19 protein-coding genes and 2 tRNA genes are annotated in these 19,691 nt (G+C 57.5%); 18 read left to right on the top strand and 3 right to left on the bottom strand.

All coding sequences use genetic code 11. The features are described from left to right. Positions 1-10: 10 nt before the first annotated feature. A complete protein-coding gene (locus OKC40_RS07280; protein WP_042656383.1) occupies positions 11-910 on the bottom strand; it encodes a LysR family transcriptional regulator ArgP in 900 nt (299 codons plus the stop codon). 198 nt (positions 911-1,108) lie between these two features. Beyond that, positions 1,109-1,759: an acyl-homoserine-lactone synthase gene (locus tag OKC40_RS07275; RefSeq protein ID WP_182938258.1), complete on the bottom strand. Its 651-nt coding sequence runs from the start codon at positions 1,757-1,759 to the stop codon at positions 1,109-1,111. Positions 1,760-1,821: 62 nt separating this feature from the next. Between OKC40_RS07275 and OKC40_RS07270 the strand changes: the two genes are divergently transcribed. The 3 genes from OKC40_RS07270 (at position 1,822) to OKC40_RS07260 (ending at position 5,529) form a co-directional block, all read left to right on the top strand. Next, positions 1,822-2,604, top strand: coding sequence for a LuxR family transcriptional regulator (locus OKC40_RS07270; protein WP_075113182.1), 783 nt, complete (start codon positions 1,822-1,824; stop codon positions 2,602-2,604). Positions 2,605-2,809: 205 nt separating this feature from the next. After that, positions 2,810-3,421, top strand: a complete 612-nt coding sequence (lysE, locus tag OKC40_RS07265) for an L-lysine exporter (RefSeq protein WP_232093575.1) — start codon at positions 2,810-2,812, stop codon at positions 3,419-3,421. A 134-nt stretch (positions 3,422-3,555) separates the two neighbouring features. Beyond that, positions 3,556-5,529, top strand: a complete 1,974-nt coding sequence (locus tag OKC40_RS07260; RefSeq protein ID WP_182939792.1) for a bifunctional 2',3'-cyclic-nucleotide 2'-phosphodiesterase/3'-nucleotidase — start codon at positions 3,556-3,558, stop codon at positions 5,527-5,529. 101 nt (positions 5,530-5,630) lie between these two features. On the opposite strand, the gene OKC40_RS07255 is transcribed toward OKC40_RS07260, so the two are convergent. Continuing rightward, positions 5,631-7,640 carry a methyl-accepting chemotaxis protein gene (locus OKC40_RS07255; protein ID WP_182938257.1) on the bottom strand — a complete coding sequence of 670 codons (2,010 nt, stop codon included), beginning with the start codon at positions 7,638-7,640 and terminating at the stop codon, positions 5,631-5,633. A 260-nt stretch (positions 7,641-7,900) separates the two neighbouring features. Here OKC40_RS07255 and ruvA point away from each other — a divergent pair, with 260 nt between their 5' ends. From ruvA to OKC40_RS07180, 15 genes are all read left to right on the top strand, one after another. After that, complete coding sequence (gene ruvA, locus OKC40_RS07250; RefSeq protein ID WP_075113179.1) at positions 7,901-8,515, top strand: Holliday junction branch migration protein RuvA; 615 nt, start codon at positions 7,901-7,903, stop codon at positions 8,513-8,515. Between the two features lie 8 nt (positions 8,516-8,523). Beyond that, positions 8,524-9,534: a Holliday junction branch migration DNA helicase RuvB gene (gene ruvB / locus OKC40_RS07245; protein ID WP_042063596.1), complete on the top strand. Its 1,011-nt coding sequence runs from the start codon at positions 8,524-8,526 to the stop codon at positions 9,532-9,534. Between the two features lie 935 nt (positions 9,535-10,469). Beyond that, entirely contained in the window at positions 10,470-12,026 is a 1,557-nt protein-coding gene (locus tag OKC40_RS07240) for a cytochrome ubiquinol oxidase subunit I (protein WP_042656377.1), read from the top strand. 11 nt (positions 12,027-12,037) lie between these two features. Continuing rightward, a complete protein-coding gene (gene cydB / locus OKC40_RS07235) occupies positions 12,038-13,174 on the top strand; it encodes a cytochrome d ubiquinol oxidase subunit II (protein WP_182938256.1) in 1,137 nt (378 codons plus the stop codon). A gap of 14 nt (positions 13,175-13,188) precedes the next feature. Next, on the top strand, positions 13,189-13,305 hold the full coding sequence (cydX, locus tag OKC40_RS07230) for a cytochrome bd-I oxidase subunit CydX (RefSeq protein ID WP_005304933.1): 117 nt from the start codon (positions 13,189-13,191) through the stop codon (positions 13,303-13,305). Continuing rightward, positions 13,292-13,603: a cyd operon YbgE family protein gene (locus OKC40_RS07225; protein ID WP_075113178.1), complete on the top strand. Its 312-nt coding sequence runs from the start codon at positions 13,292-13,294 to the stop codon at positions 13,601-13,603. The genes cydX and OKC40_RS07225 overlap by 14 nt, the downstream gene beginning before the upstream one ends. Before the next feature lie 105 nt (positions 13,604-13,708). Further along, positions 13,709-14,116, top strand: a complete 408-nt coding sequence (gene ybgC / locus OKC40_RS07220; protein WP_042063599.1) for a tol-pal system-associated acyl-CoA thioesterase — start codon at positions 13,709-13,711, stop codon at positions 14,114-14,116. After that, positions 14,106-14,795, top strand: coding sequence for a protein TolQ (gene tolQ / locus OKC40_RS07215; protein ID WP_042063600.1), 690 nt, complete (start codon positions 14,106-14,108; stop codon positions 14,793-14,795). Before ybgC ends, tolQ begins: the two co-directional genes overlap by 11 nt. Continuing rightward, positions 14,795-15,241 (top strand): protein TolR, encoded by a 447-nt coding sequence (gene tolR, locus OKC40_RS07210; RefSeq protein ID WP_005335733.1) that lies wholly within the window; start codon positions 14,795-14,797, stop codon positions 15,239-15,241. The genes tolQ and tolR overlap by 1 nt, the downstream gene beginning before the upstream one ends. Before the next feature lie 5 nt (positions 15,242-15,246). Beyond that, the gene (gene tolA, locus OKC40_RS07205; RefSeq protein WP_042063601.1) at positions 15,247-16,380 is read left to right on the top strand and encodes a cell envelope integrity protein TolA; all 1,134 of its coding nucleotides are present in this window, start codon (positions 15,247-15,249) and stop codon (positions 16,378-16,380) included. 95 nt (positions 16,381-16,475) lie between these two features. Beyond that, on the top strand, positions 16,476-17,801 hold the full coding sequence (tolB, locus tag OKC40_RS07200) for a Tol-Pal system beta propeller repeat protein TolB (RefSeq protein ID WP_033135654.1): 1,326 nt from the start codon (positions 16,476-16,478) through the stop codon (positions 17,799-17,801). Positions 17,802-17,850: 49 nt separating this feature from the next. Beyond that, positions 17,851-18,375 (top strand): peptidoglycan-associated lipoprotein Pal, encoded by a 525-nt coding sequence (gene pal, locus OKC40_RS07195; RefSeq protein ID WP_005304908.1) that lies wholly within the window; start codon positions 17,851-17,853, stop codon positions 18,373-18,375. A gap of 158 nt (positions 18,376-18,533) precedes the next feature. Then, positions 18,534-19,337 (top strand): tol-pal system protein YbgF, encoded by an 804-nt coding sequence (gene ybgF / locus OKC40_RS07190; RefSeq protein ID WP_042063603.1) that lies wholly within the window; start codon positions 18,534-18,536, stop codon positions 19,335-19,337. A 174-nt stretch (positions 19,338-19,511) separates the two neighbouring features. Next, positions 19,512-19,587, top strand: a tRNA-Lys gene (locus OKC40_RS07185). A 31-nt stretch (positions 19,588-19,618) separates the two neighbouring features. Further along, positions 19,619-19,691, top strand: a tRNA-Val gene (locus tag OKC40_RS07180).

The raw sequence follows: 19,691 nt of genomic DNA, 5'->3' as shown, positions 1-19,691 counted from the left end.
AATGGCCTGCTCAGCGTGGTTTCAACTGCGATCTGGCGTGGTCAATGAGCCGCAGGGAGAGCTGTTTGTGCACCCCTTTTTCCAGTACCCAGCGGTGCCAGTAGAGTCGTTCCATCAAGATGTGGTCGGGGCTGAGGTTGACCAGTGTTCCGGCTTGCAGCTGCGATCTGATCTGCAATTCGGGGATCAGACAGTAGGCCAGCCCCTGTTCGGCCATGGCGACGAAGGCTTCTGACGAGTGAACGGTATGACAGGGATAACCGCCGGGCTCCAGCCCGAAGTGACGGCGCATGAAGCTGATATGCATATCATCGCGCTGATCGAACGCCACCGCCGGTGTCCTGGCCAGCGCCTCCCGAGTCAGACCGTGGGGAAAGTGGCGCGCCACGAAGGCGGGGCTGGCGGTGAGCAGGTAGTTCATCTCCCCCAGCTCGTCGACGCAGCAACCCGCCAGCGGCCGGGGCTGCAGGCTGACCGCGCCAAAGGCCTGCCCCTCGCGCACCTTGTCGAGGGTACGGCTCTCGTCATCGACCAGCAGGTTGAGTTCGATGGGGTGCAGTTCCAGCAGCGGGGCGATGGCGGGCAGGAACCAGGTGGCCAGGCTATCAGCGTTGACGGCGATACTGATCCGGATCGGCCCCTGCGGCTCGTCGGGGGTCAGATCCCCCGCCAGTTCAAGCTCTAGCTGGTGTACCTGACGGTAGTGGGCCAGCAGTTTCTGGCCGAGCGGGGTGGCCTGCAGCGGCTGGCTGCGAATGAGCAGCGGCTCGGCAAATTGCTGCTCCAACTGCTTGATCCGTTGGGAGATGGCCGACTGGGTGATATGGAGCGACTTGGCCGCCCGATCGAAGTTCTGCTCCTGCAGCACTGCATCCAGTGCCCGCAGCAGTTTGTAATCCAGCTCTTTCATTGCGTCCCTCCCGTTGTATCAGGGCTGACTCTACGTCAGCCGGGCCGGGACAACAATGGTGGCTGAAACGGGGGCGGCGCTGTGATTTTTGACAGTAGTGGTCAGGTCACTGAGGGAGGATACTCTCTGGTGCCGTATGGGGTAGCCCTGCGGAATCATAGCGATCTGTTTATCCCGGGTCTGTTTTCCCGGGATTTTTTATGAGTGGACTGCCAGCGCCAGTGACGGCTGCTGCAGTGGATAATGACTGGTTTGATAATGGCCCAGCAGAGGTTGGGAGACCGCCTGCGCGAAGCGTTCATCCAGATGAAAGCGGATGCCAACGCCCCGCACCGCGCCCAGATCGACCGCCTGACGGTGGCCGAGTCGTTCGATGGGCAGGCCGAGGCGGCGGAAGATGCGCTCCACCGGCAGGCTGACGACGGCGACCAGCTCGCGGATCCCGTGGGCCTGGGCGAAGGCATGGACCTCGCGGAAGATGACGCAAGTGAGTTCGCTGACGCCGTTATTCATGCGCGGAGCGCGCTGGGCATCGATAGCCAGACGGGTCAGTTCCCAGACATCGGGGCTGCGTGGTGCGCGTTCACCGGCAAGGGCGGTGGGGAAGATGGTGGGCAGCATATAGGCATCGGCACAGTTGAGCAGCCGGATGCAGCCACACACGCCTTGCTCGTCTTCGATCAGCACCCAGTGGGTATCTGGCGTGTCAAAGTTGTCGCGCTCCAGGCCACGATGTGACTCCACATCCCAGCCGAGCCGGTCGGAAAAGACGCGATTTCGAAAGCGATAGAGTTCATTTTCCACCTCATTTCGTGGGTGTTCTCTCAATTTTCCTTTGAAAACCAACATTTTGGACCCTCTATCTTGCTATTCGCCGTTATAATCACATGTCTGGCCAAGGGGGCTTTCATATGAACAGAGACCAACTGCTTGAGTACCTCGAACATTTCACTTCGGTGACAGATGGCAATTGTCTGGCCGAACTGATTGGTCGCTTTACGCTCGGGATGGGCTACGACTACTACCGCTTTGCCCTGATCCTGCCGATGTCGATGCAAAGGCCCAAGGTGGTGCTGTTCAACCGCTGCCCCGACTCCTGGGTGCAGGCCTATACCGAGAACAACATGCTGGCGTGCGATCCGGTGATCCAGCTGGCGCGCAAGCAGACGCTGCCCATCTACTGGAATCGCCTCGATGAGCGAGCCAGCTTTCTGCAAGAGGGGAGCATGGATGTGATGGGGTTGGCAGCCGAGTTCGGCTTGCGCAACGGCATCTCCTTCCCCCTGCACGGCGCAGCCGGGGAGAACGGCATTCTCTCCTTCATCACGGCCGAGCGGGCCTCGAGCGATCTGCTGCTGGAGTCCTCGCCGATCCTCTCCTGGATGTCCAATTACATCTTTGATGCGGCCATTCGGGTGGTGCGGTTCAGCATGATGGACAGTGCGGGCAAAGAGCCCCTGACCGAGCGCGAGACCGAGTGCCTGTTCTGGGCAAGTGAAGGGAAGACCTCCAGCGAGATCGCCTGCATCCTCGGGATCACCGAGCGCACGGTCAATTACCACCTCAATCAGGTCACCCGCAAAACCGGCTCCATGAACCGCTATCAGGCCATTGCCAAGGGCGTTGGCACCGGGCTGTTGTTACCCAATCTGGAGCAGGTTGTGGTCACCAACTTCCCCAGCGTGCTGCAGTAGGTCGGAGCTCGACAGACACAACCGATTCTCCTGCCGCACTCCGAGGGTCACAATTGTCAGATCCGGTAATTGACAAGGGATTGAATAGCGGATTGCTGTGGCGGCCATCATTAGCAAAATGAATCAATCAGTAAATCAACGCATTTCTCTGGATGCTTCCCCCTCGCTATAGTGCCGTTCATTCATCACTTCGGACGGTACTCTCATGCTGCTCGCTACGACGTTGCAAGGCTTCACCATCGGCCTTGCCATGATCATCCCCATCGGTGCCCAGAATGCCTTTGTGCTGAGCCGGGGCATCCATCGCAATCACCATCTGCTGAGCGCCACGCTCTGCAGCGGCTGCGATCTCGTCCTGATTGCCATCGGCGTATTTGGCGGAGCCAATCTGCTGGCCGCCAGCCCCCTCGGCATGGCGCTGCTCACCTGGGGCGGGGTGCTGTTTCTCAGCTGGTTTGGCGGCCGCTCCCTGCTCAGCGCCTGGCGCGGTAAGGGGGAGGGATTGGCCGACTCAGCCCGGCGGATGGGGGCCAAGAGCGTGCTGGCGATGACGCTGGGGGTCACGCTGCTCAACCCGCACGTCTATCTCGATACCCTGATGCTGCTCGGCTCGCTGGGTAGTCAGGTAAATGAGTCCCTGCGCCCGGCTTTTGCGGCGGGGGCCATGTTGGCCTCGCTGGTGTGGTTCTACTCGCTGGCGCTGGGGGCGGCGGCACTGGCGCCCTGGTTGGCACGCAGCCGGGTGCAGCGGGGGATCGACCTGCTGGTCGGCATCATCATGCTGACGCTGGCACTGCAACTCGCCCTGGGGGGTTAGCAGGGGACCGGGCATTGTGCTGCCCGGTTTCATAAAAATTAATCAAGACGCCAGTTTGTGGCATATTCTCCGGTGAAATTTTCCATCCTTGTGACTTGCTAGATAAAAATAAGGAAAATCCAGTGAATAGAACCATGAAGCTGGGCGTCATTGCCTCCATCATGCTGCTGTCTGCCTGTGGCGCAGAAAAGCAGGATCAGCCCGGTGCCGTCTCGCTGCGGCTGATCCAGACCTCCGATATCCACTCCAATGTGCTGGGCTATGACTACTACCAGAACAAGGAGGATCGCAAATTCGGTCTCTCCCGTACCGCCTTGCTGATCCGCGCCGCCCGCGCCGAGAACCCCAACAACCTGCTGCTGGACAACGGTGACCTGATCCAGGGCTCGCCGCTGGCGGACTACATTTTCGAGCAATCGGGTGCCGGTTACCTCGACAAGCAGGCCCATCCCGCCATCAAGGCACTGAATGAGCTGGGTTATGACGTGGGCAACCTCGGCAACCACGAGTTCAACTACGGCCTCGATTATCTGGGCAAGATCCTTAAAGGGGCCAACTTCCCCTACGTCAACGCCAACGTGTTTGAGGGGGATGCCTTCAAGCGTGATAGCAATGGCAAGATCGACTGGAGCGGCAACAAGTTCACCCCCTATCTGCTGCTGGATCGTCAGGTGAAGGATGACAAGGGGCAGTCGCAGACCGTCAAGGTTGGTATTCTGGGGCTGACGCCGCCGCAGGTGCTGCAGTGGGACAAGCGTCATCTGGAAGGCAAGGTGGTGGTGGCCGACATGGTCGAAACCGCCAACCACTATGTGCCCGAACTGCGCGCCAAGGGGGCCGACGTGGTGGTGGTGGTCGCTCACTCCGGCATCAATGCCGGCAGCTATGAAGCCATGATGGAGAACGCGGCCTGGCATCTGGCCAAGGTCGAGGGGATCGATGCCCTGATGCTGGGCCATGCCCACAAGAACTTCCCCGGCGACTTCCCGGATCTGCCGTTGGTGGATAATCAGGCGGGCACCCTGAATGGGATTCCCACCGTGATGCCGGGCTTCTGGGGTAACCATCTGGGGATCATCGATCTCAAGCTGGAGCAGGTGGCTGGCAAGTGGCAGGTGAAGCAGAGCCAATCAGCCTTGCGCCAGATCGATTCCAGCGAAGGGAGCAAGGTAGACGAGCAGGTAGTGGCTCTGGTCAAGGCGGACCACGACGCGACCAACCAGTGGCTGGATCGCCCGCTCGGCAAGATCACCTCATCCATCCACAGCTTCTTTGCGTTGGTGCAGGATGACCCCTCGGTGCAGCTGGTGAGCGATGCCCAGCGCCAGCATGCCGAGCAGTTGCAAAAGGATGGCCTGCTCAAGGAGTCCTATCCGATCCTCTCTGCCGCCGCCCCGTTCCGTGGTGGTCGCAACGGCATTACCGATTTCACCTATGTGACGGCGGGGGATATCTCCCTGCGCAACGTCTCGGACCTCTACATCTACCCGAACACCCTGCAGGTGGTCGAGGTGAACGGCGCCACCGTCAAGGAGTGGCTGGAGATGAGTGCCGGTCAGTTCAACTGGGTTGACTCGGCCAAGGGCGAGGTGCAATGGCTGGTGAACGAGAAGTTCCCCACCTACAACTTCGATGTGATCGACGGAGTGAACTACGAGGTGGATATCACCCAGCCCGCCCGTTACAACAAGGAGGGGGAGAAGGTGAGCGAGGGTCAGCGGATCAGCAACCTGACCTTCAACGGCCAGCCCATCGATCCGGCCCAGAAGTTCTATGTGGTGACCAACAACTACCGCGCCAGCGGGGGCGGCCACTTCCCGGGTGTGGATGGCAGCAATATCGTGCATGAAGATCCCTTCGAGACGCGCGAGATCGTCGCCCAATATCTGAAATCCCGTTCCGCCAGCAATCCGCAAGGATTCAGCCCGGCCGCCGACAACAACTGGCACATGAAGGCGCTGCCTGCCGGGGTGGATGTCCGTCTCTACTCATCGCCCCGTGAAGAGGCCAAGGCGCTGGCAGGCAAGGATCTGGCCTATCAGTCCACCTTGCCGATGGATGACGAGAAGCACCCGGGCTACGCCATCTACCGTCTGGTTCGCCAGTAACTCGCCGATGGCCGGACGGTGTGTCCGGTCCGCAGAAAAGCAAATGCCAGTCCGTTCACGCGGACTGGCATTTTTTCTGCGCCGGGCTCGGCGGGAGATGGCTACACCCGGAACTGGGAGAGCAGGCGCTGCTGCAGCAGGCTGGCTTGATGGAGCGAGGAGGCGAGCTGCAGGCACTCCTGCGCCTCCTGTTCGCCGGTTCTGGCTTGCAGACTGATACCGGAGACCTTGTCGGAGGAGTGGCTCAGGGTGTGTGACAGCTGCCCGGTGGCATCGGCCACCTGCTGTACCATGTCGGCCAGCTGGTCGATGGCCCCTTCCACCTTGAACAGGATCTGCTTGGTGTTCTCGGAGTCCTGCATGCCGGACTCCACCGTCTTGAGGTTGCGTTGCATCATCAGGTAGGCGGTCTCGGTCTGCTGCTGGATGCTGCTGATCACCTGGCTGATCTCGGCGCTGGAGGTGGCGGTGCGATTGGCCAGGGTGCGCACCTCGTCAGCCACCACCGCAAAGCCGCGCCCCATTTCGCCCGCCCGGGCCGCTTCGATGGCCGCATTGAGGGCCAGCAGGTTGGTCTGCTCCGAGATGCCGCTGATGGTGGAGATGATCTGGCCAATCTGGCTCGCCTGCTCCTTGAGGGAGTTGATGGCGACGGCGCACTCGCCCACCTCCTGCACCACCCGCTGCATGCCCGCGCTGGCCGAGGCGACGTACTGGCTGCTCTCGGTGGTCAGCTGGCGCACCTCGTTGGCATTCTGGGCCGCCATGCTGCAGTTGTCCGATATGGTGGTCGCTACCTGCACCATCTGTTCGCTGTCGTGGTGCAGGGCCTGGGCGTGTTCGGCGGTCTGGCGGCTGCTCTGGCTGATCGCTTCCACCCGGTTGACCGAGGTGTGGACGTGTTCGCTGATGTGCTGATTGTTGTCCATGGTGGAGCTGATCATCTTCTGCAATTTTTCGATGAAGCGATCCACGCTGTTGGCCAGCGAACCGATCTCGTCATCCCGTTGCAGGTTGATGCGTGCGTTGAGATCCCCCTCGCCGGCGGCGATATCCTGCATCCGTTTGTCCACTTGCAGCAGCGGCGTCACCAGCTTGCGGGTCAGCCAGAAGCCGCAGAGAGTGACCATGATCAGGCTCAGCAACAGGCCACCGAGCAACAGGGCGCGGGTCTGGCTGATGATGCCGTTGAGTTGGGTGACCTGATCCTCGACGGTGGCATCACCGCTCGCCTCGATGGCAACCAGTTGTTGTTTCAGCTGGTCGGCACTGGCCTCATAGAGAGCCTGCTGGGCCTGATAGCTGCCGAGTGCCTCGATCCACTGCCCCATCAATTGCTGATGTCGGGTCTGCAGGGCGCGATACTCTGCCGACAGTGTCTTGCCAGCAAATTCGCCGGTTCCCTCGATATCGAACAGCCCGGTGCCGAGCATGCTGTCGATCGCTTCGTGGTAGAAATCGGTCGCCTCTTTCAGCTCGGCCTTGATCGCCGCCGTGACCCCCTGTCTGCGCATCTTCTCCAGCGCATAGAGCTGGCGCAAAAAGCCGATGTTGGACTCCATCCCCCCGTCGGCCGCTTCCCAGCGGGTAGAGAGGCCGCTGTTCCAGCTGATGGTCTGGTCGGGGGATTGGGTCAGCGCCTCTACCGCGCCATCGCCGATCACCTCCAGCTGGGTCGAGAGACGGGCCATCAGGTCGGCGTTCTGATGCAGCGCCTGATCCGCCTCGGTATAGGCCTGATAAAGCGCCAGCAGCTTCTCTTGCTGCTGTTGATAGCCCTGTTTCTGCTGATCCATGGTGGCAAGGGCCGCGCTATCGATCAGCTGGCCCTGGCTGACCCGGGCCAGCGCATCATCGGTTGCAGCCTTGGCAGCATCGAGTTCGGCCCGATTGAGCGGCGCGCCGTTTTGCATCTTCTGGATATAGAGCTGCTGATTGCCCAGCTCTATCGAACCCTCCATGGCGCCATCGGCGGTCTGCCAGGCGGCGCCCAGCACATAGGAGAGCAGGTCGGCAAGCCGCTGGCTGCCATACCAGCCCACGATCCCCATGCCCAGCGTGCAGCCGAGCAAGATGGCAAGACCCAGATTGGCGGTGGTAACAATTTTCATGTGATGGCCTTCCTTGGTATCGACATTGGCACCATGTTCGGTTCCGAACGGGTTTAGTGTAGTGGTTTATCCCCCGGTCAGGGTCCGCTGCGGTGTTGAAACATCCCGTGCACTGGCTGCACCCGATCAAGCATGGTGGCTAATTGAATAAAAAGCCTCTCTGACGACGCTCCTGTCACGGCCCTATGCTGGATACTTATCCAGTTATTCTTTATGCTATGAGCCAATTTACGAATAGCTGTATTGGTGAGGAGAGAGCCGTGATTGGTCGCTTGAGAGGCATTGTCATTGAAAAGCAGCCCCCCGAGGTCTTGCTGGAAGTGGGCGGGGTCGGCTACGAGGTGCAGATGCCGATGAGCTGCTTCTATGATTTGCCGGAGATCGGCAAGGAGGCGGCCATCCATACTCACTTCGTGGTGCGCGAAGATGCCCAGCTGCTTTATGGTTTCAACCACAAGCAGGAGCGGGCGCTGTTCCGCGAGCTGATCAAGACCAACGGGGTCGGCCCCAAGCTGGCGCTGGCCATTCTCTCCGGTATGACCGCTACCCAGTTCGTGCTGAGTGTCGAACGCGAAGAGATAAGCTCCCTGGTCAAACTGCCGGGTGTCGGCAAGAAGACCGCCGAGCGGCTGGTGGTGGAGATGAAAGATCGGCTCAAGGGCTGGGTCAGCCACGATCTCTTCTCTCCGGCCCTAGTCACCTTGCCAGCCAGTGAGCCCGAATTGCGTGCGCCGGATGTGACCGAAGAGGCGGCCAGTGCGCTGGTGGCTCTCGGTTACAAGCCGCAGCAGGCGAGCCAGATTGTCAGCAAGATCGCCAAAGAGGGGATGTCGGTGGAAGAGATCATCCGTGAATCCCTGCGTAGCCTGGTGTGAGGTAGTTGATGATTGAAGCAGACCGTCTTATCTCATCAAGCGCCGCGCGCGAGGATGAGATTATCGATCGGGCCATCCGCCCCAAGAAGCTGGCTGACTACACCGGTCAGGATACCGTCTGCGAGCAGATGGAGATCTTTATCGAAGCGGCGCGCCAGCGGGGCGAGGCGCTCGATCACCTGCTGATCTTTGGCCCGCCGGGTCTGGGCAAGACCACCCTCGCCAACATCGTCGCCAACGAGATGGGGGTCAATATCAAGACCACCTCCGGCCCGGTGCTGGAGAAAGCGGGGGATCTGGCGGCGCTGCTCACCAACCTCGAACCGAACGATGTGCTGTTCATCGACGAGATCCACCGCCTCAGTCCGGTGGTGGAGGAGGTGCTCTATCCGGCGATGGAGGATTACCAGCTCGACATCATGATCGGGGAGGGGCCTGCGGCCCGCTCCATCAAGCTGGATCTGCCTCCCTTCACCCTGATTGGCGCCACCACCCGGGCCGGTTCACTCACCAGCCCGCTGCGGGATCGCTTCGGCATCGTCCAGCGGCTGGAGTTCTACAACGTCAAGGATCTGACCGATATCGTCTCCCGCAGTGCCCGCTGCCTGGGACTCGAGATGACGGAAGATGGTGCCATTGAGGTCGCACGTCGCTCTCGCGGCACGCCGCGGATTGCTAACCGTTTGTTAAGGCGGGTGCGCGATTTTGCCCAGGTGAAATCCGATGGCCGCATCGATGGCCCCATCGCGGCCCGCGCCATGGACATGCTGGATGTCGATAACGAAGGGTTTGACTTCATGGACCGCAAGTTATTGTTGGCTGTGATAGACAAGTTTATGGGGGGCCCGGTGGGTCTCGATAATCTGGCCGCCGCGATCGGGGAAGAGAAAGATACTATCGAAGATGTGCTGGAGCCTTATCTGATCCAGCAGGGGTATCTGCAACGTACACCCAGAGGACGGATTGCGACCACACGAGCCTACGCTCATTTCGGTCTTCAGCGACCAGATGAGAAGTAAAAACAGTCGTTTGAATATGAAACCGCCGTCAAAGGCGGTTTTTTATTATCCGGGCAAAAAAAAAGCCCACGGCGGATGCGGTGGGCAAAGACAATTCAGGATGGATGTTCACAGACAGTGAGTGCGTCTGGACACAGACCGGAAAATAAACAGTTGAGCCGTCGCGAGCTCTCAGAGTCGGTTCATTTGATAGAGCTGAACAAAGGAAAGCTTGTAGTAACGGATGGTTTTAGCAACAAACTTTTTCATCTTCGATTCCAATAGACAGGTTCAAATTGATCGTCGAATACGTACCGTGAACCCAGATTAACCGGCCTGTATCCAAGGGTATGCCCTCACTGCGAGGCGCATTGTAGGAGTTCGAACCGACCCGGGCAAACAAGAAAAATTGCACTTTTCAAATTAGTTTATCTAATGTCTTGATTGATGAAATTGGTTCGCATGAGTATGCATTCTTTGCAGTTTTAAATTGAGTTTTCGAATCAGATCGCCTGACCCGGATAACATGGGAAAAGGCGCGTCATCCACGCTTTTCAAATTTAACGGGGTGGCGGGATGTTAAATTCTTAAATTGATTTAAATCAATGTTTTACGATTTGTCATGTTTTGTGATCCGGCTCGCGTCAATAATCGTGAAATAGATTAAAAATGCCTTTTAAAGCCATGTATGGCGGGTCCTTTTACATTGATTTCAATCAAATAAAGGTGATATAAAAACCCGGTCATCATGGGCGAGAATAAATTCAGGCTGATTGTTTTGTAATTGTTAAACATTAGCTTTGTTTGTGTTCTCGTATTGCCTTGTTGTTAATGCCAGTGGTTACTGAACGCGTTTTGTTGTGACATGTCTCAATGAGGCTCATTCGATAACCTCCAACGGAAGCTTTGTGCTTAAAACTTAAAATAGCCGTGCCAATAATCGGTGAGGAAACATCATGATTGCTGAGCATGTGGTAGACCTATCGCGGTTCCAGTTCGCTGCGACGGCCCTTTATCACTTTTTGTTTGTACCCCTGACGCTGGGAATGGCTTTTCTCCTGGCGATCATGGAATCCGTCTATGTGATGACCAACAACACCATCTACCGGGACATGACCAAATTCTGGGGTAAGTTGTTTGGTATCAACTTTGCCTTGGGGGTCACCACAGGCCTGGCCATGGAGTTCCAGTTCGGGACGAACTGGGCGTACTACTCCCATTATGTCGGCGATATCTTCGGGGCCCCGCTGGCCATCGAGGGGCTGATGGCCTTCTTCCTGGAGTCCACCTTCGTCGGTATGTTCTTCTTTGGTTGGGATCGTCTGAGCAAGCAGCAGCATCTGGTTGCCACCTGGTTGATGGCGCTGGGTACCAACCTCTCCGCCCTCTGGATCCTGGTCGCCAACGGCTGGATGCAGAACCCGGTTGGTGCCGAGTTCAACTTCGAATCCATGCGGATGGAGATGATGAGCTTCGCTGACGTGGTGCTCAACCCGGTTGCCCAGGTCAAGTTCGTCCACACTGTGGCGGCTGGCTATACCTGTGGCGCCATGTTTGTGCTGGGTATCTCCTCCTACTACCTGCTGAAGAATCGTGATGTGGCGTTTGCCCGTCGCTCCTTCGCCATTGCCGCCGCGTTCGGTATGGCTTCCATCGTGTCCGTGCTGATCCTCGGTGACGAATCCGGTTACGAGACCGGTGAAGTGCAGAAGGTGAAACTGGCCGCTATCGAAGCCGAGTGGGAAACTGAACCTGCTCCGGCCGCCTTTACCCTGTTCGGTATTCCGAATCAGGAAGAGATGCGCACCGACTACGCCATCAAGATCCCCTATGCACTGGGCATTATCGCGACCCGTTCTCTGGACGGTCAGGTAACCGGTCTGAAGGATCTGAAGAGCGAGCACGAACTGCGCGTCCGCAATGGTATGACCGCTTACGACCTGCTGACCAAGCTGCAATCCGGTGACAAGTCTGACGAGACCCGCGCTCGCTTCGACGAAGTGAAGCAGGATCTGGGCTACGGTCTGCTGCTCAAGCGCTACACCAGCAACGTGACCGACGCGACTGACGATCAGATCAAGGCCGCGGTGGATGACTCCATCCCGCAGGTACTGCCGCTGTTCTTCGCCTTCCGCATCATGGTTGCCGTCGGCATGCTGATGCTGGTGCTGATCGGTATGGCCTTCTATGACAGTGCCCGTCACCAGATCGGCCAGCGCAAGTGGCTGCTCAAGGGTCTGCTGTGGGGTATCCCGCTGCCGTGGATCGCGATCGAAGCCGGCTGGTTTGTGGCTGAATATGGTCGCCAACCGTGGACCATTGCAGAGGTGTTGCCGACTTCCCTGTCTGCATCCAACTTGCCTGCAGCTGAAATCTGGTTCTCTCTGATCGGTATCTGCCTGTTCTATACCGTACTTCTGGTTATCGAGATGTACCTGATGTTCAAGTATGCCCGTCTTGGCCCCAGCAGCCTGAAGACTGGCAAGTATCACTTTGAACAGCTCAAGGCATAAGGAGAGCGACCATGTTTGATTACGAAACTCTGCGTGTCATCTGGTGGGCTCTGGTCGGCGTACTGCTGATCGGTTTTGCCATCACTGACGGCTTCGACATGGGGGTAGGCGCACTGCTCCCGTTCGTCGGCAAGAAAGATGTCGAGCGCCGCGTGATGCTCAACACCATGGGGCCGCACTGGGAAGGAAACCAGGTTTGGCTGGTCACTGCCGGTGGTGCCTTGTTCGCTGCCTGGCCGATGGTGTATGCCGCGACATTCTCCGGCTTCTACATCGCCATGATCCTGACGCTGATGGCGCTGTTCCTGCGTCCGGTCGGTTTCAAGTACCGTTCGCTGCGTGCTGATGCCAAATGGCGCAGCAACTGGGATTGGGCCTTGTTCGCCGGTAGCGCCGTGCCGCCCATCGTCTTTGGTGTGGCCTTTGGCAACCTGCTGCAAGGTGTTCCGTTCGAGTTTAACCAGTTCATGATGTTGACCTACCACGGCAACTTCTTTGGCCTGCTTAACCCGTTCGGCATCCTGGCTGGTCTGGTGAGCCTGTTCATGCTGCTCACCCAGGGCGCAACCTGGCTGATGATGAAGACCGATGGTGAAGTGCTGGCGCGTTCCCGCACTGCCGCCATGATCTGCTCACTGGTGACCCTGGTGCTGTTTGCTGCCGCGGGTTGGTGGGTAAGCGGTATGGAAGGGTATGTCATCGTCAAGGCTGCCGCGACCGACGCAGTATCCAACCCGATGAACAAGGAAGTTGTCCTGCAGGCTGGCGCCTGGATGAACAACTACACCCTCTATCCGTGGATGGTGGCCGCTCCTGTACTGGGTCTGGCCATGAGCCTGCTGACTGGGCTGTTTGCCCGCATGAACATCGGCTGGCTGGCGTTTACCAGCTCCTCGCTGGCGATTGCCGGGGTCATCCTCACCGCCGGTTTCTCCATGTTCCCGTTCGTGATGCCCTCAAGCCTTGAGCCGTCACTGAGCCTGACCATGTGGGATGCTACCGCCTCCTTCAACACCTTGCAGGTGATGACTGTGGCTGCAGCGATCTTCGTACCGATTGTGCTGGGTTACACCCTCTGGACTTACATCAAGATGTTTGGCCGGGTAACCAACAAGCACATCGAAGATAACCAACAATCTCTCTATTAAGAGGTGCGCTGACAATGTGGTATTTCACCTGGATCCTGGGGCTGTTGCTGGCCTGTGCATTTGGCATCATCAATGCGCTGTGGCTGGAACACACCGAGAACATGGATCGTCAGATCGATGAAAACAAGTGATCGACTCGCCAGGCTGGCCGCTCCACTGGAGCGCCAGCCGTGGCAGGGGTTGATGTTACTCGCGGCGGCCTTGTTGGCCGTCGCTATTTTACAGGCCCCCAATCTGATCGCGGCCAACACCAGCGAGCATGGCCACTGGCTTGCTCCCTGGCTGATGTGGGCCGTCTGTTGTGGCGTACTTAACGGGCTTGGCTTTCATCTGAAAAGCCTGCCCGGACGTGTGCTGTTCAACCCCTGGCTCGCCTGGCCCAGTTTGTTGTATGGCCTCTGGCTGACACATTCATATTTCCTTTCATAAAAAACGGGGGGAGGCAGGATTTCCCTGTCTCCCCCTGCTTCTTTCCTATTCAGCCCTGCGCTATGATAGCCCCCCATCTGACTGTCGAATGGATCACAGATTGTTATGGGGGAAGTCTTTGAGTTTCCGGTGCGTGTCTACTACGAAGACACCGACGCCGGGGGCATCGTCTACAACGCCAATTATCTCAAGTTTATGGAACGCGCTCGCACCGAGTTTCTTCGTGCCAAAGGGGTCGAACAGGACGTCTGGCTGCAGGAGGGATATGCCTTCGTGGTGAGCCGAACTGAGATCGATTTCCGCTCGGCGGCCCGTTTTAATGAACTTTTAACTGTATTAACGCAAGTGATTGAAGTGAAACGCGCATCCCTGCGTTTTTCGCAGCAGATCCTGGCGGCTGATGGACGACTGATCACCCAGGCCATGGTACAGATAGCCTGTGTCAGTCATCCGCAAATGAAACCTGTAGCTATACCTGAAAAAATCAAGGGAGTGCTGTTAAGTGCACGCTGAAATTTCGTTTATTGGCCTGTTTTGGCAAGCCAGCCTGTTGGTAAAACTGGTCATGATGACCCTGATGAGCATGTCTATTGTCTCGTGGGCGCTGATTATCCAGCGCTCCAAGGCGATCAAGGCGGCCAATCTCGCATCGGAACAGTTTGAAGATCGCTTCTGGTCAGGGGTCGATCTCAATCGCCTCTATCAGGAGTCCTCTTCCCGCCGCGATGATATCGAAGGCATGGAAGATATCTTCTACTCCGGCTTCAAGGAGTATGCCCGCTTGCTCAAGGCCGGTGCCCGTGGTCAGGATGCGGTGATGGACGGTACCTACCGCGCCATGCGCGTCTCCCTCTCCCGTGCGGTGGATGAACTTGAATCCAACCTGCCGGTGCTGGCGACCATCGGTTCCATCAGCCCCTATATCGGTCTGTTCGGTACCGTATGGGGGATCATGAACGCCTTTATCGCCCTGGGTCAGGTGCAGCAGGCCACCCTGCAGATGGTGGCACCGGGTATCGCGGAAGCGCTGATCGCCACCGCAATGGGTCTGTTTGCCGCGATCCCGGCGGTCATCTTCTACAACCGCTTCTCCAACAAGGTCGAGCGGCTGGAAAACGCCTACGCCAACTTCATGGACGAGTTCACCACCATTCTGAACCGTCAAATTGCACAGCAGCAGGGTGATCAGTAATGCAAACCTATCAGCGGATCCGGCGCAAGAAGGTGGCCGAGATCAACGTGGTTCCCTATATCGACGTCATGCTGGTGCTGCTTATCATCTTTATGGCGGTCACGCCGGTGATCACGCAAGGGGTCAAGGTGGATCTGCCACAGGCTGAGTCCGAGCAGTTGCCGGAAGATGCCAAGCCGCCCTTCATCGTCAGCGTCAATACCGAAGGCGAGTATGTCATCAAGGCTGGCGAAGCCGATGATGAGCCGGTGCCAAGCGGCACGCCAGAGGCGATGCAGCAATACATCACCGAAAAAGCCATGGGCTATCTGGCGATCAACCAGAATGCCCCCGTGGTGGTCGCGGGTGACAAGGCCGTGCGCTACGAAGAGGTGATCCTGTTGATGGTGGCCCTCAAGAATGCGGGCGTGCCTCAGGTTGGCCTGATGACAGATCCGGTGAACTAACGGAGATGGATGTGAAGCGTGGTATTTCCGGTTATCTCATCGCGTCGTTTCTGCTGCACCTGATCATCGGCATCATCCTGTTTGTCGGGCTCGATTTCAGCAAACCGAAGCGACCCGAATCGAAGGGGCAGATCGTCAATGCCGTCATGCTCGATGAGAATTTCCTCAACGAACAGGCCAAGCAGATCCAGCAGCAGAAATCTCAGCCCAAGCCTCAGAAGGTAGAGAAAGAGAAGGATAAGGAAGACACGGATCTCGCCAAGCGCGAGCTGGCTCAGAAACAGGAGCAGCTTCGTATCGCCGAGACCAAGCGCAAGCAGGCCGAAGAGGCCACCCGTAAGGCTGAGGCCGAGAAGCAGAAGAAAGTGGCCGAGCAGAAGCAGGCGGAAGAGAAGGCCCAAAAAGCCGAGGAAGCCCGCAAGCTGGAAGAGCAGAAGACCAAGAAGGCCGAAGCCGAGCGTAAAGCGGCGGAAGCCGAAAGCAAGGCGCTGGCGCTGAAGAAGAAAAAGGAACAAGAGAAGAAAGAGGCCGAGGAGAAGGCCAAGGCGGCAGAAGCCAAGGCCAAGAAAGCGGAAGCTGACAAGAAAGCCAAGGCCGAAGCCGAGAAGAAAGCCAAGGCAGAGGCTGAGAAAAAAGCCAAAGCCGACGCCGAGAAGAAGGCCAAGGAAGAGGCTGACAAAAAGGCAAAAGCTGACGCAGAGAAGAAAGCCAAGGCAGAGGCCGACAAACAGGCCAAGATCGCGGCTGAGCGCAAGCGTAAAGCAGCCGAGCAGGCCAAGCTGCAAAAAGAGATGGAAGAGATGATGCAGCAGCAGCTGGCGGCTGAGGCGAATGCCCGCAGTCAGGCAGCATCGGCAGCAGCGCAGGGTGAAGTCGACAAGTATGCGGCGCTCATCAAGGCCACTGTTGAGCGGTATATGATTTTGGATCCCACCATGCGGGGCAAAACATGTACTATCGGCGTACGTCTTGCGAGCAGTGGCTTTGTCATATCGGTAGATAACGGCCAGGGTGACCCGGCGGTCTGTCGCTCCGGTAAGGCAGCTGTCCTGAAAGCCAATCAACTGCCAGTGCCGAAGGATCCTGCGGCATTCGAGATGTTGAAGGAATTTAACCTGAAGTTAGAACCGAGTATCTAAGCGTGATAAAACGAGGTTGTTTACAAGTGGTTGGCAGCGTCTCGCAGAGAAAGGAATTTAACCGCTCATTTTTATTGGAACCGAGTATTTAAGCCATGATCAGAAAAGTATTTTTTGCTTTGGTTGGCTGTTTGTTGCTGGGCCAGAGTGCCCAGGCGGCCCTGGACATCGTCATCACCGGCGGTATTGATAGCGCACGCCCCATTGCCGTCGCCCCCTTCAAGTGGGAAGGCAACGGGCAGCTGCCGCAGGACATCGCGGAAGTGGTCTCCAACGACCTGATGCGCAGCGGCAAGTTCAAGCCGCTGGCCCGCGGCCAGATGCCGCAGACCCCGAGCAGCAGCAGCGAGATCAACTTCGCGCCCTGGGCTTCCCAAGGGGTTGAAGCCGTGGTGGTGGGTTCCATTTCGGCAGTCGGTGACGGCACTTACAAGATCAACTTCGAGCTGGTCGATGTGCTGAAAGGCCAGCTGGCCAAGGCGCAAGGTGGCGAGAGCAACGGTTACATTCTGGATAGCCGTATGGCGACCATCCCGGGTGCCCAGATGCGCCAGTTTGCTCACCGCATCTCCGACATCGTCTATGAGCGTCTGACTGGCGAGCGTGGTGCCTTCCTGACCCGTCTGGCTTACGTCTCCGTACAGCAGGGTACCCAGTTCCCGTACCAGCTGCGTATTTCTGATTACGACGGCTACAACGAGAAAACCCTGCTGCGCTCCCGTGAGCCGCTGATGTCTCCCTCCTGGTCGCCGGATGGCAGCAAGCTGGCTTACGTGAGCTTCGAGAACCAGAAATCCGAAATCTACGTGCAGGATATCTACACCCAGCAGCGCAGCCTGATCACCAGTTTCCGTGGTATCAACGGGGCGCCGGAGTGGTCTCCGGATGGTCGTCGTCTGGCTATCGTTCTCTCCAAAGATGGGTCACCGAACCTCTATGTGGTTGATGTCGCTAGCAAGCAGCTGACCAGGGTGACTACCAGCCGGGTGATCGACACCGAACCCTCCTGGCTGCCGGACGGGCAAAATTTGTTGTTCACCTCTGAACGTGGTGGCAAACCCCAGATTTATAGCGTAAATTTGGCGACTGGTATGACTCGCCGGATGACTTGGGAAGGTGAATCCAACCAGGGTGCATCCATTACTCCTGATGGCAAAATCATGGTGATGGTAACCCGTGTTCAGGGGCAATACCGTATTGCCCGTCAGGACATGGAAAACAATGCCCAGTTGGTCCTGACTCAGAGCGCACTTGACGAGTCCCCAAGTGTGGCACCCAATGGCAGCATGATCATTTATGCCACCATCTATCAGGGTCGTAAGAGTCTCGCGTTGGTGTCGACTGATGGTCGCTTCAAGGCTGTGCTTCCGACCAGTAGCGGTGAAATTCGTGCACCAGCTTGGTCGCCCTTCTTGAATTGATAAAAATCCAATTGTTTTTTGTTTTGTTATAAAGGTTTAAGGAAATAGCATGCAACTCAATAAACTGCTCAAGGGTTTGGCCATCGCACTGCCACTGTTCACCCTGGCCGCTTGTAGTTCTTCTTCTGATTCTGACGCCGCTGGCGCTGAGTCAGGTATGACCGACGGCATGGGCGGTGTACAAACCGGCGGCGCCAACGGCATGTTGTCCCCGGAAGAGCAGATGCGTCAGAAGTTCGAAGCACTGCAACGTGACAACGTGATCTACTTCCCGTTCGACGGTTACGATATCCAGGGTCAGTACGCTGATCTGCTGGATGCCCACGCCAGCTACCTGCGCGAGCGCCCGAGCGTTAAAGTCCTGATCGAAGGTCACGCCGATGAGCGCGGTACTCCGGAGTACAACATCGCCCTGGGCGAGCGTCGTGCCAAGGCTGTCGCCAAGTATCTGCAAACCCTGGGTGTGCAGGCCGAGCAGCTCTCCATCGTCAGCTATGGCGAAGAGAAGCCGCTGGACATGTCCCACACCGAGGATGCCTTTGCCAAAAACCGCCGCGCGGTTCTGGTTTACTAAGGTTTGAACCGAACGAAGTTCGTTTATATGCAAGCGGCCATTTCGATGGCCGTTTTATTTGCACTAAACGCCAAGGTTTGATCCGAATGAAATCTGTATAAGCGAGCGACGATGGCGCTGGCCGTTTTATTTGCACTAAACGCTAAGGTTTGATCCGAATGAAATCTGTGTACAAGCAAGCTGTTGTTGCGCTGGCCGTATTGGTTGCTCTGAATGCGCATGCGGCGGCTCCTGTCAGCGATCTGGGTGGTGACTCGGGTGGCGGGGTTGTCCTTAGCGGCAACAACGGCGCCATCGTGCCCACCGGTAGCCTGGAAGATCGGGTTGCCCTGCTGGAGCGCACCCTCAATGCCCGTCTGCGGCTGCAAGCTGAATTGCAGCAACAGGTCGACTCCCTGCAAGGGGAGGTCTCCGAGCTGCGTGGTCAGCTGGAGCAGCAGACTTACCAGATGGAACAATCGCAAGAGCGCCAGCGTCAGCTCTATCAGGAGCTCGACAAGGTTGCCAGCAGCCAGCAGGCTGCTCCAGCTGCTGCGGCCCCTGCTGCTGCCGCTACACCGGCTGCCGCAGCCAATTACTCAACCAATCAGGATGAGAATCAGGCTTACGATGCCGCGGTCAACATGGTGCTCAAAGAGAAGAACTATGACAAAGCCATTCCGGCTTTCCAGGGCTTCATCAAGCAGTACCCCAATTCGGGCTATGTCCCCAATGCACACTACTGGCTCGGCCAGTTGCTGTTCAACAAGGGTGACAGAGCCGGCGCCTCGGCCCAGTTCTCGACCGTGGCCAACAAATACAGCAAATCCCCCAAGCGTGCCGATGCGCTGCTGAAGCTGGGTATGCTGGCGCAGCTGGATGGCAAGAAGGCGGAAGCCAAAACCTTCTATGAGCAGGTGATCAAGGGCTATCCCAACACCTCGCCGGCCCAGTTGGCCAAACAGAGTCTGGCCAAGCTGTAACATTGCTGTATGTCACTGTTTTCGTAACGCTACTGTAAAAACAGCCCACATTTGTACGCACAGTGAGCAAACGGATTTAAATTACGAATTTTCTGTTGCACCGGAAATTTAAATCCGTAATATAGGCCGCCGTCAGAGCCGAAGCAGTAATGCAGTCGGAACTGGTCGTGGTGAGGGTCGTTAGCTCAGTCGGTAGAGCAGTTGACTTTTAATCAATTGGTCGCTGGTTCGAATCCAGCACGACCCACCATTTTCTCCACTCGGTGGAGACAGAATTCCCAGGTCGTTTAGCTCAGCTGGGAGAGCACCTCCCTTACAAGGAGGGGGTCACTGGTTCGATCCCAGTAACGACCA

This window comes from Aeromonas sp. QDB11 (genome assembly GCF_027705265.1).
GTDB classification, from domain to species: domain Bacteria; phylum Pseudomonadota; class Gammaproteobacteria; order Enterobacterales; family Aeromonadaceae; genus Aeromonas; species Aeromonas allosaccharophila.
Note: the sequence above shows the minus strand (reverse complement) of the source record. Positions and strands in the feature narration are given on the sequence as shown.